The following is a 16,924-nucleotide window of genomic DNA, read 5'->3' on the forward strand; positions in this document are numbered from 1 at the left end:
TCATGTTCGCCCGCATGATCGGCTTCCCCAGCGCGCGCGACTGGGTGTTCTCGGCCAAGGTGTTCGCGGCCGCGATGCTCGCGCTGTATATCGCGCTCGCGTTCGCGCTGCCGCGGCCCTACTGGGCGATGGCGACGGTGTACCTCGTGTCCCATCCGCTGACGGGCGCGACGCGCTCGAAGGGCGCCTACCGCGTGGTCGGCACGCTGCTCGGCGCCGTGGCGGCCGTGGCCCTCGTGCCGCCGCTCGTGGACTCGCCGACGCTGCTGATGGGCGCCATCGCCTTCTGGGTCGGCACGTTGCTGTACCTGTCGCTGATGGAGCGCACGCCGCGCAGCTACGTGTTTCTGCTCGCCGCCTACACGCTGCCGATCGTCGCGCTGCCCGCGGTCAACGATCCGTTGCAGATCTTCGACCTGGCGGTGGCGCGCGTGGAAGAGATCTGCATCGGCATTGTCTGCGCGAGCGTGATCGGCTCGCTGGTGTTTCCCGCGCGCGTGGCCAGCGCGCTGCATGCGCAGACGACGGTCTGGCTCGCGGATGCCGCGCGCTGGGCATCCGCGATGCTCACGGGCGCGCCGGGGGACATGCAACAGCACGACAGCCGGTACAAGCTCGCGGCCGATATCCGTCAGCTGGACACGCTGATCACGCATCTGCAGTTCGACGCGGACACCGCGATGGCGGTCCGCTGCGCGCGCTGCCTGCATGCGCGCATGACCATGCTGCTGCCCGAACTGTCGGGCCTCGCGAGCGTGCTGCGCGCCTTGCATGGCCATCCCGCCGGCGTGCCCGCCGCGCTCGCGCAGCGCATGGCTGGCGTGGCCGCATGGATGCGCGGTGAAACCGGAACGGTCCTGATGGCCGACCCCGGGGACCCGGAGACAGCCGCCGCCAGCGTGCCAGAGGCTGGCTGGCACGCCGATCTCGTGGCCACCGCCGAGCATCACCTTGCCAAGCTATCCGATCTCTGGCACGACTGCCTCGTGCTTCAGCAGCACATCAGCGACCGGGCGACCGAACAGGTCATGCCGGAACTCCGCTATGCGGACATGCCCGGCGAGCGGTCGTATCACCACGATCATCCGATGCTGCTCGTGTACGCGCTCACGGCGGGATGCGCGACATTCGCCGCCGGGCTCGCGTGGATTCTCTCCGGCTGGATCGAGGGCGGCGCGCCCGTTGCGCTGGCCGCGCTGACCACCTGCATCTACGCCACCGTCGACGAGCCGCGCCGCACGGCGTGGCGCTTCGTCCGGTGGGCCCTCGTATGCCTGGTCGTCTCGTGGTTCTATATCTTCATCGTGCTGCCGTTCGCGCACGATTTCGCGGGGCTCGCGGGTTTGCTCGCGGTGCCGTACCTGATCATCGGCGCGCTGATCGCGCGGCCGGGCTTCAATCTTTTCGCCGTACTGCTGTCCGTCAATGCCGCGTCGTTCGCGAACGTGCAGATGCTGTACGACGCGAATTTCGGCAACCTGTTCAACGGCACGATCGCGACATTCGCGGCCATGCTGTTCGCCCCGCTATGGGTCGTGATGGTGCGCCCGTTCGGCGCGCACGCGGTACTCCGCCGGCTCGTCCATGCGAGCTGGAAGGACATCGCGCTGGGCGCCGATCGCCAGGAACTCGAGGCGCATCCGCAACTGCGCGGACGCATGCTCGACCAGCTACAGCGGCTCGTGCCGCTGCTGGCCGCGAGCAGCGACAAGGCGTCGAACCGGGGATTCTCGGAATTGCAGGTGGGCTTCGGCACGCTGACGCTGCAGCGAGACTTCGCCATGCTGACACCGGTGGCGCAGGAGCGGCTCGCGCGCGTGCTGCGTTCGCTCGAGTATCACTATCTGCGGCGTGTGAGGGAGGGCGAAGCCCTGCCGCCGCCGCAGCGGCTTGCCGCGCGCATCGACACGGCGCTGGCCGCGATCTCGCACGGCGCCGGGAGCGCGTCGCGCGAAACGGTGTCCGCGCTGACGGGGATTCGGCTCTCGTTGTTTCCTGAGTGGAAGGCGTAGTCGCCTGGGGTGGTCACCCCATGTAGATCTGCGCGAGGCCTTCCTTGAGCGCGGTGGCGATCTGGTCGTGGCGGCGGTCGATGTGGCGCGCGAGAATCGGGATGCAACGCTCCGCATCGCGCGCCTTGAGTCCGAGCAGGATCTCGCGATGGTCGTTCTGGCTCACGCGGCGGTCGCAGCGCTCCATATCGATCCACCGCACGAAACGAATGCGCGCATTGATGTTGCGCAGCACGCGCAGCATCTCGAGGTTGCCGGACATCGCCATCAGGCTCTCGTGGAACGTCTCGTCGAGCCGCACGAGTTCCTCGACCGACCGGTCGCCGGGCTCGGGGCCGGTCTTCTCGAGGAACGCCAGCAGTGCGTCGATCTCTTCGTCCTTCGCGCGCACCAGCGATAACCGCAACGCCTCGGTCTCCACGATCTTGCGCATCTCGTACAGCGAGAACACTTCCTGCGCGTCGAGGTCGCGGCAGAAGAAGCCCTTGCCGGGCGAGAAGCGCAACAGGCCTTCCGTGGTGAGGCGCGTCAGCGCCTCTCGCAGCGGCGTGCGGCTGACGCCGAGCGCGCTCGCCAGCACGCCTTCATTGAGGCGTTCGCCGGGCTTGAAGTCGTAGCCGACGCTCATGGCCTTGAGCTTGTCGTAGACCTGCTCGACGATGCTGTCAGTTGCTGCTGTTGCCACGGTGTCCGGTCCTGTCTAGTCTGGTGTTTGACGCGAAGGCAGGAATATACCTGAATTCCCCGCTGTGCACGGCGGTGTATACACGGCGGATCGCAGCCGGGTCAGTCTACGTGCGCGCCGGAATCCTTGACGATTTTCGCCCAGGTTTTCATGTCGGCCTGCTGCACGCGCTTGAAGGCTTCGGGCCCGCCATCCTTGATCGGCTGAATGGCCTGGCTGACCAGCCATTCCTTGAAGCTGTCGGTATTGATGGCCTTGAGCACCGCCTTCGACATGCGGTTCTGGATATCGGACGGCAGGTTCGCGGGGCCGAACAGGCCGTACCACGTCGTGCTCTCGAAGCCCGGCAGATTGCACGCCTCGGCGACGGTCGGCACATCGGGCAGCACGCTCACGCGCTGGGGCGACGTCACGGCCAGCGCGCGGACCTTGCTGGACTGGATCGGGCCGAGGCTCGGCGAGCTCTGGTTAAAGAAGAAGTCGACCTCGCCCGAGAGCAGGGCGGTCATCGCCGGGCCCTGGCCCTTGTACGGGATATGCACGTAGCTCGTCTTCGACGCCGTGGCGAACTGGGTTCCGGCCAGATGGCCCGAGGCCCCGTTCCCCGTCGACGCGTAGTTCAGCGTGCCTGGCGCCTTGCGCGCGGCGTTGAGCAGATCCGCGCAGGTCTTGATCTCGGGGTGTTTCTCGGGGTTGATCAGCAGGATATTCGGCAGCGTTCCCAATAATGCGATGCGCGAGAAATCGTTGACCACGTCGAATTGCAGCTTCGAATATAGCGCGGGATTAATGGCGTGTGTGCCGGCCGTGCCGAGCAGGAACGTATAACCATCCGGTTTGGCTTGAGCCACCAGTGCCGATGCGATATTGCCGCCGGCGCCGGGGCGATTATCCGAGATAAACGAGACCCCGAATTCCTTGTTCAACTCGACGCCCAGCTTGCGAGCGTAGATGTCGGTCGCGGCACCGCCGGGAAAGCCGCTGACGATCGAAATCGTGCTGTTCGGCCAGGACTTGGCGTCCTGAGCGGCAGCGGTGCCGCTGAAGGCGATCATCGTGGAAGCCAGCAGGGTGGTGGAAAGCAGGGCTTTGCTAGGCACAACCGGGCGCATCGTCATGGGGGAACGCTCCTTGAGCAGGTTACAGGGCGACGGTCACCGCCGGCTGCCGCCGTGCTGCACTCCGTCCTGTATACAGACTTTAATTATTGATCTGTATTCTGTAAAGCGTTATGCTGCGATCAACGCGGTGCCGAGGGTTATTCCCTGTTTTGGTTCGCTCGGCACTGTCATGGCGCAAGCCGGCCCACCTCCGCTTCCATCCTTTTATTGCAAAGCAAAACGATGACCTCGACCCCTTCCTCCGCAAAATCCACGTCCGATACTGGTGCATGGCGCGCCGTCTTCGTCGATGCAAATCCCACACTGACCGAAGTGTCTTTGCGTCTCCGTCGCGCGGATGACCTGCCGCTCGAGGTCAACCAGCAACCCGACATCAAGTCGGAAGGTCTGCCGGCGGCGCTCGCGGGCGCGCCGATCGCGATCATCGACCACACGCATTTGCCGACCGAAATCGCCAGGCAGTGCAAGGGGCTGAAGCACGTCGTGTTTCTTGGGACGGGCGCCCGCAGCTACATGAACCCGGAAGAGCTGGCCGAGCTCGGCATTACGGTCCATACGATCAAGGGCTATGGCGATACGGCCGTGGCCGAATGCGCGTTCGGGCTGATGTGGGCGGCGGCGCGCAACTTCGCGCGCATGGACCGCGAGATGCGCGCGGGCAACTGGCTGCGTTCGGATGCGGTGCAGCTCACGGGCAAGACCATCGGCCTGGTGGGTTTTGGCGGCATCGCGGCGGAACTGGCGCGGCTGGCGCGCGGCATGGGCATGCGGGTGCTGGCTTGGAACCGCACGCCGAAGACGCATGAGGGCGTGGAATTCGTCGAGCTCGACGCGCTGCTTGCACAAAGCGACGTCGTGTCCCTGCATCTGCTGCTCAATGACGAGACGCGCGGCATGATCACGGCCGAGCGGATCGCGCGCATGCGGGATGGCGCGATCCTGATCAACACCGCGCGCGGCGCGCTCGTCGATGAGGACGCGATGATCGCCGCGCTGCGGAGCGGCAAGATCTCGCATGCCGGCCTCGATGTCTTCACGGTGGAGCCGATGCCCGCCGGGCACGTACTGACGACGCTGCCGAACGTCACGCTGTCCGCGCACTCGGCGTTCCGTACGCCCGAGGCCAACAACAACCTGATCGAGGCCGCGCTCGATCATTGCCGCAACATCGTCCGTAACGCCTGAGTGCCCGCCATGACCACGACGCCTTCTATCCTTCGCCTCGACCAGAACCACCGACGCAGCCGCGCGGTCATCGCCAACGGCATGGTCTTCCTCGCCGGGCAGGTGGCCGACGACAAGGCCGGCGACATTACCGCGCAGGCGCGCGAGGCGCTGGCCAAGGTCGATGCCCTGCTCGCGGAGGCCGGCACGGACAAGCGCCGCGCGCTGACCGCGCAGATCTGGCTCGCCGATATGGCAGACTTCGATGCATTCAACGCGGTGTGGGATGCGTGGGTGGCGCCTGGCGAGACGCCGACGCGCTGCTGCGGCAAGGTCGAACTGGCCGATCCTGCCTACCGCGTGGAAATCGTCATGTCCGCGCTGTTGCCGGCCGCCTGACGATCGCCGACTGCCTGACCTTCGAAAGGATTCCTGACATGATCTCCACGACCGATCCGCATCGCAACCGCAAGCCGCTCAACATCAGCGACGAAGAGTGGGCGGTACGCGTACAGCTGGCCGCCGCGTACCGGCTGGCGGCAAAGTTCCAGCTGACCGACCTGATCTACACGCATATCTCCGTGCGCGTGCCGGGCACGACCGACCAGTTCCTGATCAACCCCCACGGCTGGTTCTTCGACGAGATCACGGCGTCTTGCCTCGTCAAGATCGACACCGAGGGGCGTCCGATTGGCGATAACCGCTTCGAGGTGAACGCCGCGGGCTTCACCATCCACAGCGCGCTGCATCAGGCGCGCCACGATGTCGAGTGCGTGGTGCATCTGCACACCGACGCGGGCATGGCGGTGGCCGCGCTCGAATGCGGGCTGCTGCCGCTGAACCAGATCAGCATGCAGTTCTACAACCGCGTGAACTACCACGACTACGAGGGCATCTCGCTGGACCTCGACGAACGCTCGCGCATCGTGGCGTCGATGAAGGACGCGAACTACCTGATCCTGCGCAACCACGGGCTGCTGACGACGGGCCGCTCGGTAGCGGAAGCGTTCACGCGCATGTTCTACCTGAACCGCGCGTGCGAGATCCAGTTGAAGACGCTGTCGATGGGCCAGAAGGTCACGATCCCGTCGCCGGAAGTATGCGAGCACGCGGCGAAGCAGCACGACGACTACGCCTACCTCGATACGGTCCACCTCGATCGCGAGTGGACGGCGTTGCTGCGGCTGCTGGATCGGGATGGCGGGGATTATCGTTGCTGATCGACGATCGGCACCGCCGGTCCGCGGCCGGCACGATATAGCGACCACACGGTGGCGCCAAGCACCAGCGCCACCACGCCCGCCACACCGAGCGCCGCCCCGAACCCGCTCGCGAACGCCTGACTCGCCCACGTCGCTGTCGACGCGCGCGCGGCCGCATCGAGCGGCACGATGGCCTGGGCGATGGCTTGGCCGATGTCCCCGGCCAGTACCCGCGCGAGGAAATCCGCGCCAAGCGCATCGCGCCAGGCGAATCCCGCCGGCAGCGCGGCCTCGAACGCGCGCTCGGTCCGCGACGCCAGCACCGCGCCGAGTACGCCCACCGCCGTGACGATCGCCGAAAAACGGGTCGTGGTGCTGATGCCCGACGCCATTCCCGTCCGATGCACAGGCACGCACGCCATGATCGCCTTCTGCGTATCGCCGTTCATCACGCCCGCCCCGAGACCCGTCACGATCATGCCGACCGCCACGAGCCCATAGTGCGCGTGCGTGGCCACGGCGGCCACGAGCAGGTTGCCCGCGCCGATCAGCATCAGCCCCGCCACCAGCACGCTGCTGCTTCCGTGAAAGCGCGACGACAGGCGAGCGCCGAGATACGGCCCCACGATCATCGCCAGCGCAAACGGCAGCATGCCAACGCCCGCCTGCACCGCCGACATCTCGAACGCGTTTTGCAGATACAGCGGCAGGAAAGTCATCATCACCTGCGCACAGGCCGCATAGCCGAACATCCCCAGCACCGCGCCCACGAACCGCGGCTGCCGGAACATCGAAAGATCGATCATCGCGTGCGCGGTTGCCCGCTCGTGCAGGACGAACAGCGCGAGCAACACCGCGGCGGCGCCGAAGCGCGACCCCGTGGCCAACGACGCCCAGCCATGCGCGGGGATGTCGATCAGCGCCCAGATCCCGAGCATCAGCGCGACACCGAACAGCGCGCTGCCCAACGCATCGATTCGGGAGGCCGCCGGGTTGCGCGACTCGGTCATCGCGTACCGCACACAGGCCACCAGCATCAGGCAAATCGGCACGTTGATCAGAAAGATCCAGCGCCAACCGGCCCATTGCGTGATCACGCCCCCGACCAGCGGCGCAATCGTCGTCGTCACGCCCATGCAGGTTCCCCACACCGCCCACGCCCGCGTTCGCTCGGCTCCCTCGTGGAAGGTATTGGCGATGATCGCCAGCGCCGCCGTCAGCAGCATCGCCGCGCCCACGCCTTTGACCGCGCGCGCGACATTGAGGAACGTCGCGGTGGGCGCCAGCCCGCATCCCACCGAAGCAAGGAGGAACACCGCCAGCCCCGCCAGCATCATCCGCTTGCGCCCCAGCCGGTCCGCAAGCCCCCCGGCCGGCAGCAGGCACGACGCGAACGCGACCATATAGGCGCTGACCACCCACTCGACATCGGCAAAGCTCGCCTGGAACGTCCGCGCGATGGCCGGCAGCGACACCGCGACCACATTCGTGTCGAGCACGATCAGCGAGCAGGTCGCCGACGCGGTGCCGAGGATGAAAGCCTTGGTGCCGCGGCCGGGCGCATCGGGCGGCGCGGCAGGCCGGGAGAACGGCTGGATTGACGTGGACATGGCGGAGCGGGGGGCGCGATGACGAGCGAGGATTGCATGGTAGCCATCCCACTATTGCCTGTCATTGCTATACAGTGGCGATTTCATTGCTGATTTCATCAATAGAAGCGCCATGAAAGCCCTCGAGATCGCCCACCTCCGCGCCATCGCCGAAGTCGCCCGGCACCTGCATTTCGGCCGCGCGGCGGAAGTGCTGGACCTCCCGCCGCCGATGCTGACGCGGCGCATTCAGGAAGCCGAGCGGCTGCTGCGCGCCCGCCTGTTCCATCGCACGCGCCGCTCGGTGGAACTCACCGCCGCCGGACACGCATTCCTGCCGGAAGCGCTCGCCGTGCTCGAGCATCTTTCACGTGGCATCGACGTGGCGGCGCGCGCGGAACGGGGCGAAGTGGGGCGTATCGAGGTGGGCTATGTGGGGTCCGCCGCGTATGCGGGCGTGCTGCAGCAGCACATCCGGAGCTTTCGCCATGCACACCCGCTCGTCGATATCCGCATCGAGGAGGTGGTCATGGATCGCATCGGTCCGATGCTGGAAGCCGGAGAGATCGACGTGGCCTACTGCCGTCCGCCGATGGCGATGCCCGACGGCGTGCGCACGCAGACCGTGCACCGCGATGCCTTCCTGCTGGCGTTACCGTCCGATTCACCGCTCGCGAAGGCCGCTGAAGTCCATCCCGCGCAATTGCGCGAGGCCACCTTCGTGGTACCGGAGCAGGAGTCGGGCACGCTCGAAGTCGCGCGGCGCGGCCGCTTTTCGGCGGCGATCGGTCCGCGCGGCGGCACGCTGGCCGCGGTGCTGGCCAGGGTCGCGCTCGGCAACAGCGTATCGGTCGTGCCGGGCACGCTGGCGGCGTGCGTCTCGCTACCGGGCGTCGTGTACCGGCCGATCGCCGGCAAGCCAATCGTGTCCGAAGTCGCGCTCGCCTATCGCGCGAACGAAGCGTCGGCCACCGTGCGCGAGTTCGTGCGCCACGCCGCGCGCCGCGCGGCCGGCGGTCAGGCGACCGCAGCCGGCAACTAGGGTCGGCTCCGCTTTGTGACTAAGCTGGAGACAGATCATACGAGGAGCCGAGATGCAGGCCTGTGACCTTTGCCATTTGCTGGTGGGCGAGCCGGCAAGTGTGCCGCCACACGAGAATCTGCAGGCGTCCGGCATCGGCGCCATGCCCAACCGATGCAAGGTGGACAGCCGCTGGCGTTGCGCGGGCTGCGGCGCATGGATGTACCAGAGCACCGCGCTGGGCGAGCCGCCCAATATGTGGCGCATGGGCGGCCCCCCGCCAAGGTAGGGGTACGATTCATGTGACCGGCGCAACACCCATGTTACGATGCCCGGCGTATTTGGAGTCCATATGTTTGTCTGCCAGAACCAACCCTGCGGTGCCACGTGGCAACCGTCAGAGGTGACGATCAAGAACGAGGGCCAGGGATTCCTGTTCCGCTGCCCCATGTGTGGCGCACGCAATGCCGTGCAAGCCAGGCAGAAGCGCGATGGCACCATCGAATACAGGCAATCTCGGCGGGCCTCGGCACCGGTCGAGACCGAACGCCCACGCGGACGACGGCCCTGACGTAAAAACTTGAGGAAATCTGGCGTGACGAGGCCGGATTCCCTCAAGACGGCGGCGATGGGACCGTTAAGAACATTATGGACATTAGTGATCTTTCCCACGATTCCGCTTCGAATGCCGAGGTCATGGGCTGGTCCGGTGCAACGCCTCAGGTTATCGCGAGGGTGTTGAACGCCGCGCTCGCCGCGCAGGACCTGTCGGGATTCGCGGCGCTGCTGTCGGATATCGCGCGCGACCGCGGCCTCAAGGGGGCGCGTGGCACGCACCAGTCGATCTACGATATGCCGTACGCGAGCCTGCTGCCGCGGCAGAAGCATATGCTCGCGGACGCGTTCGACCTGTTCATCCGGCTCGGCATCGAGTTCCGCGCGCGGGGCGCGGAGGGCGAAGAGGACGACGCGCTCGGCGACCTCGAGCCGCTGCGCGACATCGACGACGAGGACGCCATCGACGAGTGATGGAGCCGATGGATGACCGATGGATGACCGATGGCGGCCTAGCCGCGATCGAGCAGCCCGATCTCCCGCACCGCCACCGACAGCATCGACAGTCCCGCCGTCGAAGACGCGCCCGATGCGCGCTGGTCCGCCAGCATCTGCGCGTAGCGATCCAGCGCGGGCTGCCGCCCCGCGCGCCATGCATCGATCATCGTGTTGGCATCGTCCACGCCAGGCGCGCTCGACAGCACGCTCGTGGCCAGCGCCCGCTTGAGCCGCCCCAGATCCTCCAGCGTCGTGGTGCGCGCCAGCAAATCCCAGTGCGTATCGGCGGGCAGCGACAGTGCGCGGTCGCGCAGCCAGCCGAAGTTCAGATGCGTATCCAGTGCGAAGTACACCCCGGCCACCGCGTCGAGGCTGCGGTCGCAGTTGGCCGCGACCTCCGCGATATCGAGCGCCGCCGCGGCGGTATCGCTGGCCGCGACCGCCATCGCGAGTGGCGCGTCGACGCCGGCCTCGGTCAGCTCGCGTACGCGCGCATCGAGCGCCGAGGCAGTGTCCTCCGGCAATAGCTGTGGCAACTGTGGCGTGAGCCAGCGCGCGGCTTCTACGAAGCGCGCGGCGCCCGCGTCGACGGTGCCGCCGCCACGCAGATAGCGCACGAACCAGAGCGTCGCGCGCTCGAGCAGGCGACCCAGCGCCCGGAACATCCGCGCCTGCACCGCATCGTCCACGCGATTGTCGAGCGCATCGATCTGCCGCCACAGCGCGGTCAGCCCGAACACGTCGCGCGCCAGCATGCACGCGCGCAGGATCTCGGCCGGACGCGCGTCCGTCTCTTCCATCAGGCGATGGACGAACGTCGCGCCGATGCGGTTGACGAGCATGTTGGTCAGGTGCGTGGCCAGGATCTCGCGGCGCAGCGGATGCCGTTCCATCGCGCCGGCATAGCGCTCCCGCAGCGGCACGGGGAAGTAATCGGGCAGCAGGTAGGCGACGAGCGGATCGTCGGGCAGGTCCGACACGAGCAGCTCGTCATAGAGCCACATCTTGCTATAGGCGAGCAGCACCGCGCGTTCCGGCGACGTCAGCCCCGCGCCGTCGGCCTTGCGCTCGGCGATCGCTTCCTCGGACGGCAGGAATTCCAGCGGCCGGTTGAGCCGGCCCGCGCGCTCGAGCCAGCGGATCAGCCGTGCCTCGGCATCCAACAGCGACGCCGACTCGCGTCCCGCCACGGACAGCGCCTGCGTCTGGTAGTAGTTGTCCTGCAGCACGAGCAGGCCCACTTCGTCGGTCATCTCGGCCAGCAGCGTGTTCCGCTGCTTCTCCGTCATCTCGCCTTCGCGCACGACGATGCCGAGCAGGATCTTGATATTGACCTCGTGATCCGAACAGTCGACGCCCGCGGAATTGTCGATCGCATCGGTATTGATGCGTCCGCCGTTGCGCGCGAACTCGATGCGGCCGAGTTGCGTGAAGCCCAGATTGCCACCTTCGCCGACCACCTTGCAGCGCAACTCGCCGCCATTGACGCGCACCGCGTCGTTGGCCCGGTCGCCGACCTGCAGGTGCGTCTCCTCGGCGGACTTGACGTAGGTGCCGATGCCGCCGTTGTAGAGCAGATCGACGGGCGCCATCAGTATTGCGTGGATCAGGTCCGCCGGCGACAGTGACGTGGCTTCGATGCCGAGCGCCGCGCGCACCTGAGGCGTGAGCGCGATGGACTTGGCCGTGCGCGGATAGATGCCGCCGCCTTCGGAAATCAGTGTCGTGTCGTAGTCGGCCCAGCTCGAACGCGGGAGCGCGAAGATCCGCTGCCGCTCGGCCAGCGTGCGCGCGGGGTCCGGGTCGGGGTCGAGGAAGATATGCCGATGGTCGAACGCCGCCAGCAGCCTGATGCACGGCGACAGCAGCATGCCGTTGCCGAACACGTCGCCCGACATGTCGCCGATGCCGACCACCGTGAACGGCGTGCGCTGGATATCGACGCCCATCTCGCGGAAATGCCGCTTGACTGACTCCCACGCGCCACGCGCGGTGATCGCCATCTTCTTGTGATCGTAGCCGACCGATCCGCCCGACGCGAACGCATCGTCGAGCCAGAACTTGTACTCGGCCGAGATCGCGTTGGCGTAATCGGAGAACGTGGCCGTGCCCTTGTCGGCGGCGACCACGAGGTACGGGTCCGATTCGTCGTGGCGCACCACGCTCGGCGGCGGAATCAGTTCGCCCGCGACGAGGTTGTCGGTCAGGTCGAGCAGGCCGCGCAGGAAGGTCTGGTAGCACGCCACGCCTTCGGCGAGGAACGCATCCCGGTCCGTCATCGGCGGCGGGCGCTTGACCACGAAGCCGCCTTTGGACCCGACGGGCACGATCACGGTGTTCTTCACCATCTGCGCCTTCATCAGCCCCAGCACCTCGGTCCGGAAGTCTTCCCGGCGGTCCGACCAGCGCAGGCCGCCGCGGGCCACGCGGCCGCCGCGCAGGTGCACGCCTTCGACGCGCGGCGAGTACACCCAGATCTCGAACATCGGACGCGGCTCGGGCAGGCCCTGCACGAGCGCCGGATTGAGCTTGAACGACAGGTAAGGGCGGGGCGCGCCGTGCGGATCGCGCAGGAAGTAGTTGGTGCGCACGGTGGCCATCATCACGTTGAGGAAGGATCGCAGGATGCGGTCCTCGTCGAGATTGGGCACCTGGTCCAGTGCCGCGCCGATGTCGTCGAGGAGCTTCTGGCAGCGAGGGTCCGGGTTCGGATCGGGGGCGGCCCCGGGTAGTCCGCACGCCACGGCCGGGTCGAAGCGCGCCACGAACAGCGCCACCAGCATCGCGGCGATGCGCGGGTTGCTCGTGAGCGCGCGTTCGATATAGGCATTGCTGAACGTTGAGCCCACCTGCCGCAGATACTTGGCGTAGGCGCGCAGGATCGTGACATCGCGTGCCCCGAGCCCGGCGCGCAGGACCAGCCGGTTGAGGTCGTCGTTCTCGATCTCGCCATTCCACGCGCGGCCGAAGGCATCCTCGAACAGCGGCTTGATGCGCTCGATCTCCACGTCGATCGGCGGGCCGTCATGATCGTTCGCGATCTCCAGGCCAAAGTCGTGGATCCACACGGGCGCGCCCGCGTCGGGCTCGATCAGGTAGGGACGTTCCTCGTCGACGCGCACGCCCAGATGCTCGAGCATCGGCAGGCTGTGCGAGAGGGCAATGGGTTCGCCCGCGCGGAACACCTTGAAACGGAACGCGCCGGCCGCGGCTTCGATCGGACGGTACAGGTTCATGGCGAGGCCGTTCGCCTGCTGCCTGGCATGCTCCATCAGCTCGATGTCCCGCACGGCGGTGCGCGCGGCGTAGTCTTCGCGATAGCCCGCCGGGAACGAATCGCCGTAGCGCCGCAGCAGGCGGTTGCCGAGTTCCTCGCCACGGCTCTCGTGCAGCGCGGCCGCGAGGTCGTCCTGCCAGCGGCGCGTGGCCTGCACGATGCGTTCTTCCAGTTCGCGCGTATCCACCTCGGGCATCGTGCCGGGCTGGCCGCGCACGGTCAGCTGGATGCGCGCGAGCGGGGACTCGGACAGCAGCGGCGTGAACTCGCAGCTCGTACCGTTGAATGCCTGCACGAGCAGCTTCTGGATGCGTTGGCGCAGGTCCGTGTTGTACTTGTCGCGCGGCACGAACACGAGGCATGACACGTAGCGATCGAACCGGTCGCGCCGCACGAACAGGCGCGTGCGCTGATGTTCCTGCAGTCGCAGGATGCCCAGGGCCGTGTCGTAGAGCTCGTCCTCATCGACCTGGAAGAGGTCATCGCGCGGATACTGCTCGAGAATGGTCACCAGCGACTTGTACAGGTGCCCCTTGGTCAGGAAGCCCGCGCGCGCGAGGATGTTCGCGCATTTGCGGCGAACGAGCGGAATCTCGCTGCTCGGGACCATATACGCGGTGGACGTGTAGAGGCCGACGAAGCGCCGCTCGCCGAACAGCTTGCCGTTGGCATCGACAAGCTTGATGCCCACATAGTCGAGATAGCCGGGCCGATGCACGGTCGCGCGCGAATTGGCCTTGGTCAGGAAGATCGGCGACTCGCCCTCGATGATGCCGCGCGCGGCGGCGGGCAGCGGCGTCAGCGCTTCGTCGCCGGGCGGGCGGAGCGATTCGCGGAGGATACCCGCGCCCGATCCCTGCACGCCGCGTAGCCAGAACTGGCCGTCCTGCGACGCACCGTCCCGAGTCACCAGTTCGTAATCGCGATGGCCCAGGAACGTGAAATGGTCGTCGATCATCCACTGCAGGAACGCGCGCGCCTCCACGGCGGCGGGCGATTGCGCGTTGGGCGCGCTGGCCATGCGTTGCACGGTCTCGCGCGCCGTGCTCTGCATCGCGGGCCAGTCCTCGACGGCGGCGCGCACGTCGCCGAGAATCCGCGCGATGCCGTCGCGCAGCGCTTCGAGTTGCGCGGGATCTCCCGTGCGATCGACCTCGAAGTGGATAAACGATTCGAGCCGGCACGCGTTGCCGCCCTCGCTGTCCGACGCGTCGGGGCCGCCGAGGCCGATACGCTCGATGTTGCCGCGCGCATCGCGGCAGATGCGGAACACGGGGTGGATCGCCGAATGCAGCGCCCGCCCATGCCGATTGACTTCCATCGTCACGGAGTCGACGAGGAACGGCATGTCGTCGTTCACGATCTCGACGATCGTATGATCGGAGTGCCAGCCGTGTTCTTCGAGGTTCGGGTTGTACACGCGCAGCCGCGCGGCCGTCCCCGGCTGGAACTTCTGGGCGGTTTGCCAGTGCGCCATCACGGCGCCATACAGGTCCGCTACCTCGCGGGCCAGCAGGTCTTCGGCGTCGGCCAGATCGTAGTAATGCCGCAGCAGCGGCGCCACGATGGCAAAGGTCTTGTCCGGTAGTCGGTCTTGCGCAAAGGCGAGCAGTTCGTCCAGCAGCAGGGCGGTTTTTTCTTCGTTTTCCGGTGGCATGGCTTCCCCTCGGCATGTGCCGACGCATGCTCACACTTTAGGAAAGATTGGCCGCGCCGGCTGACAAATATTGCCGGCTCGCGTGCGCGCGGGGACAGCTCAGGCCGCGAGCCTGCTCCGCCGTTCGGCGTGATCGTGCAGCGTGCCGGTCATGCGCTGCAGCAAGCCGCCGAGCGCCGCGCGTTCTTCGCTATTGAGATGTCCAACCGAGACCGAATGCAGGGCCTTGACCGCCTGCGCCGCACGGTCGAAGCGCGCGCGGGCCGCGGGCGAGATACAGGCGTTGCCCGTCTCGGTGAATTCGATCCAGCCGTCCGCATGCAGACTAGCCAGCTGCGTTTCCATTTCCGCGATGTCCATGAACACGGGGCCATGGAAGGGTTGTGCGCGCGTCAGGCGTTCCTGCCCGATCGCACGTAACAGCAGCCATTTCGTATAGGTCAGTCCGGACACGGACAGGGTTTGCTCGAGGGCCGCCTGCCATGCTGTGACCGCATCGACAAGGGCAAGAACCACCGGCTCATTCGTTTCGAGTGCTTTGGGCTGCATTGGCTTGAGTCTCCCGAATCGGCTTCAACAGTTCCGATGGCCGCCACAGTATCAGTAATGTCCTGACATTTGCGTGAATGCACGGGTAAGTCCTAGTCATTCTTATGGCGTAGGCGCTTCGGGCAGCGCTTGCGCGCCCCTCTCCCGGGCCTCCAAGGCGCGTGGAAGAGGGGCAAACGACGGGGTCAACAACGGCAATAACTACGGCTTCTTGGCGCCGTCGGTGTACGGGTCAGCCTTGCCCGTCTTCGCGCCATCGGTATACGGATCGGCCTTGCCGGTCTTGGCGCCATCCGTGTACGGATCCGCCTTCTTGTTCGGCGCGAGGTTCGAGCGCGTGGATTTCTTCGCGCCGTCCGTGTACGGATCGAACTTGCCCGACTTCGCCGCGTTGGCGTTCGGATTGCCCTTGGTATGCGAGCCGCTGTAGAGGTCGCCACCTTCGGTGTAGTTCTTGGTCTGCGCCTGCGCGAGCGACGCCGTGCCCAGCGCGGCGGCCGCCGCGGCGATGGCGATCAGGGTCGGAACGGTCTTCTTGAACATCTTCATCCTTTCAGAGACGGCGATGCGGGCGGGCATCGCCAGAAGGAACAAGCCCGAAGACCACTTTACCCGCATGCCCCCCATGCGAATAGTGAAAATCCGTAACAGATGTCACGGAATCAGCGTTTTCGAGGACGACCTCCAATGCGCGGGACTGCGCCATTCCGGCGGCTTCCACAGATAGCGCGGATCGCGCTCGCGCCAGGCGTCGGCGAACATGTCGCGCCATTCGTGGAACGTGAGCGTCAGCGGATTGTGGCTGCGCACCTGCCGCGTGATGCCATACACGGGCGCGTCTTCCTCCTGCTCGGGCACGAAGGTCCCGAACATCCGATCCCAGATCGTCAGCACGCCCGCATAGTTGCGGTCGATATAGGCGGGGTTCTTCGCATGATGGACGCGGTGCACGGACGGCGTGTTGAAGACCGCCTCGACGCGCGGCCACCGCGCGCCAAGTCTTGTATGCACGAAGAACTGGAACGCGAGATTCAGACCGACGGCGAGGATGACCCAATCGGGCGTGAAGCCGATCCACGCGAGCGGTATCCAGAACAGCCACATGCCGGAGAGTGGATACGTCAGACTCTGACGAAACGCGGTGGAGAAGTTCATGCCCTCCGACGAGTGATGCGTGACATGAGACGCCCACAGCCATCGCACGCGGTGGCTCGCGCGGTGGAACCAGTAATAGAGGAAGTCCTGCAGCAACAGCAGTAGCACGAACGACCACCAGGTCTCCGGCATCGCGCGCAGGCCATGCGCGTAACACCAGCCGTAGACGGTCCGGATCATGAGCCAGAGGAAGAACGCATCGGAGGCCTGATGCATCAGCGCGAGCGAGGCGTTGGACAGCGTATCGCGCCAGCTGTAGACCGTGCGGTCGCGGCGCGCCCAGTACCACGCTTCCCAGCCGATCGTCAGCAGGAATACGGGGGCGAAGGCCATGAGGATCAGGCCGGGGTCGAAGCTGGCGGAGGCACGCTGCATGGCGGGGCGCTGTCTTGTTCGGTGAAGCGGCAGCCAGCGAGTGTGCACCGTTTGGCGCGCCCTG

At 66.5% G+C, this 16,924-nt stretch carries 14 protein-coding genes; 7 read left to right on the forward strand and 7 right to left on the reverse strand.

Features of this window, described 5'->3' with window-relative positions; translation table 11 throughout:
• Positions 1-2: 2 nt before the first annotated feature.
• Positions 3-2,012 carry an FUSC family protein gene (locus KHP16_RS05710; RefSeq protein WP_310794108.1) on the forward strand — a complete coding sequence of 670 codons (2,010 nt, stop codon included), beginning with the start codon at positions 3-5 and terminating at the stop codon, positions 2,010-2,012.
• 13 nt (positions 2,013-2,025) lie between these two features.
• On the opposite strand, the gene KHP16_RS05715 is transcribed toward KHP16_RS05710, so the two are convergent.
• Together KHP16_RS05715 and KHP16_RS05720 are read right to left on the reverse strand one after the other, a co-directional pair.
• Positions 2,026-2,697 (reverse strand): GntR family transcriptional regulator, encoded by a 672-nt coding sequence (locus tag KHP16_RS05715; RefSeq protein ID WP_109581392.1) that lies wholly within the window; start codon positions 2,695-2,697, stop codon positions 2,026-2,028.
• A gap of 101 nt (positions 2,698-2,798) precedes the next feature.
• On the reverse strand, positions 2,799-3,815 hold the full coding sequence (locus tag KHP16_RS05720; protein WP_244835652.1) for a Bug family tripartite tricarboxylate transporter substrate binding protein: 1,017 nt from the start codon (positions 3,813-3,815) through the stop codon (positions 2,799-2,801).
• A 315-nt stretch (positions 3,816-4,130) separates the two neighbouring features.
• Here KHP16_RS05720 and KHP16_RS05725 point away from each other — a divergent pair, with 315 nt between their 5' ends.
• Genes KHP16_RS05725 through KHP16_RS05735 form a run of 3 tightly spaced genes read left to right on the forward strand, consistent with a single transcriptional unit; the run spans position 4,131 to position 6,202 of the window.
• Entirely contained in the window at positions 4,131-5,003 is an 873-nt protein-coding gene (locus KHP16_RS05725; RefSeq protein ID WP_244835711.1) for an NAD(P)-dependent oxidoreductase, read from the forward strand.
• A gap of 9 nt (positions 5,004-5,012) precedes the next feature.
• On the forward strand, positions 5,013-5,381 hold the full coding sequence (locus tag KHP16_RS05730) for a RidA family protein (RefSeq protein WP_115952135.1): 369 nt from the start codon (positions 5,013-5,015) through the stop codon (positions 5,379-5,381).
• Between the two features lie 38 nt (positions 5,382-5,419).
• The gene (locus KHP16_RS05735) at positions 5,420-6,202 is read left to right on the forward strand and encodes a class II aldolase/adducin family protein (protein WP_109581389.1); all 783 of its coding nucleotides are present in this window, start codon (positions 5,420-5,422) and stop codon (positions 6,200-6,202) included.
• Here the strand turns inward: KHP16_RS05735 and KHP16_RS05740 are convergent.
• Positions 6,190-7,794, reverse strand: a complete 1,605-nt coding sequence (locus KHP16_RS05740) for an MFS transporter (protein WP_211959726.1) — start codon at positions 7,792-7,794, stop codon at positions 6,190-6,192. The two genes, KHP16_RS05735 and KHP16_RS05740, sit on opposite strands and share 13 nt — an antisense overlap.
• Before the next feature lie 112 nt (positions 7,795-7,906).
• On the opposite strand from KHP16_RS05740, the gene KHP16_RS05745 reads away from it, so the two are divergent.
• The 3 genes from KHP16_RS05745 to KHP16_RS05755 all read left to right on the forward strand — a co-directional run bounded on the left by KHP16_RS05745 (position 7,907) and on the right by KHP16_RS05755 (position 9,823).
• A complete protein-coding gene (locus tag KHP16_RS05745) occupies positions 7,907-8,815 on the forward strand; it encodes a LysR family transcriptional regulator (RefSeq protein WP_211959727.1) in 909 nt (302 codons plus the stop codon).
• A 52-nt stretch (positions 8,816-8,867) separates the two neighbouring features.
• Entirely contained in the window at positions 8,868-9,083 is a 216-nt protein-coding gene (locus KHP16_RS05750) for a hypothetical protein (protein WP_109581386.1), read from the forward strand.
• Between the two features lie 359 nt (positions 9,084-9,442).
• Positions 9,443-9,823 (forward strand): hypothetical protein, encoded by a 381-nt coding sequence (locus KHP16_RS05755; protein ID WP_109581384.1) that lies wholly within the window; start codon positions 9,443-9,445, stop codon positions 9,821-9,823.
• A gap of 38 nt (positions 9,824-9,861) precedes the next feature.
• On the opposite strand, the gene KHP16_RS05760 is transcribed toward KHP16_RS05755, so the two are convergent.
• The 4 genes from KHP16_RS05760 to KHP16_RS05775 form a co-directional block, all read right to left on the reverse strand.
• Positions 9,862-14,781: an NAD-glutamate dehydrogenase gene (locus KHP16_RS05760; RefSeq protein ID WP_211959728.1), complete on the reverse strand. Its 4,920-nt coding sequence runs from the start codon at positions 14,779-14,781 to the stop codon at positions 9,862-9,864.
• Positions 14,782-14,880: 99 nt separating this feature from the next.
• The gene (locus tag KHP16_RS05765; RefSeq protein ID WP_109581382.1) at positions 14,881-15,330 is read right to left on the reverse strand and encodes a MarR family transcriptional regulator; all 450 of its coding nucleotides are present in this window, start codon (positions 15,328-15,330) and stop codon (positions 14,881-14,883) included.
• Between the two features lie 201 nt (positions 15,331-15,531).
• The gene (locus tag KHP16_RS05770) at positions 15,532-15,873 is read right to left on the reverse strand and encodes a hypothetical protein (protein WP_109582696.1); all 342 of its coding nucleotides are present in this window, start codon (positions 15,871-15,873) and stop codon (positions 15,532-15,534) included.
• A gap of 111 nt (positions 15,874-15,984) precedes the next feature.
• A complete protein-coding gene (locus tag KHP16_RS05775) occupies positions 15,985-16,860 on the reverse strand; it encodes a sterol desaturase family protein (RefSeq protein WP_211959729.1) in 876 nt (291 codons plus the stop codon).
• Between the last annotated feature and the right edge of the window lie 64 nt (positions 16,861-16,924).

Source organism: Cupriavidus plantarum (assembly GCF_905397285.1).
Lineage (GTDB): Bacteria > Pseudomonadota > Gammaproteobacteria > Burkholderiales > Burkholderiaceae > Cupriavidus > Cupriavidus plantarum.

Coding starts and splice junctions, on each gene's coding strand:
- KHP16_RS05720 (WP_244835652.1), bottom strand. CDS start 3,815: ATGACGATGCGCCCGGTTGTGCCTAGCAAAGCCCTGCTTTCCACCACC.
- KHP16_RS05745 (WP_211959727.1), top strand. CDS start 7,907: ATGAAAGCCCTCGAGATCGCCCACCTCCGCGCCATCGCCGAAGTCGCC.
- KHP16_RS05740 (WP_211959726.1), bottom strand. CDS start 7,794: ATGTCCACGTCAATCCAGCCGTTCTCCCGGCCTGCCGCGCCGCCCGAT.
- KHP16_RS05765 (WP_109581382.1), bottom strand. CDS start 15,330: ATGCAGCCCAAAGCACTCGAAACGAATGAGCCGGTGGTTCTTGCCCTT.
- KHP16_RS05755 (WP_109581384.1), top strand. CDS start 9,443: ATGGACATTAGTGATCTTTCCCACGATTCCGCTTCGAATGCCGAGGTC.
- KHP16_RS05730 (WP_115952135.1), top strand. CDS start 5,013: ATGACCACGACGCCTTCTATCCTTCGCCTCGACCAGAACCACCGACGC.
- KHP16_RS05710 (WP_310794108.1), top strand. CDS start 3: ATGTTCGCCCGCATGATCGGCTTCCCCAGCGCGCGCGACTGGGTGTTC.
- KHP16_RS05775 (WP_211959729.1), bottom strand. CDS start 16,860: ATGCAGCGTGCCTCCGCCAGCTTCGACCCCGGCCTGATCCTCATGGCC.
- KHP16_RS05760 (WP_211959728.1), bottom strand. CDS start 14,781: ATGCCACCGGAAAACGAAGAAAAAACCGCCCTGCTGCTGGACGAACTG.
- KHP16_RS05735 (WP_109581389.1), top strand. CDS start 5,420: ATGATCTCCACGACCGATCCGCATCGCAACCGCAAGCCGCTCAACATC.
- KHP16_RS05770 (WP_109582696.1), bottom strand. CDS start 15,873: ATGTTCAAGAAGACCGTTCCGACCCTGATCGCCATCGCCGCGGCGGCC.
- KHP16_RS05750 (WP_109581386.1), top strand. CDS start 8,868: ATGCAGGCCTGTGACCTTTGCCATTTGCTGGTGGGCGAGCCGGCAAGT.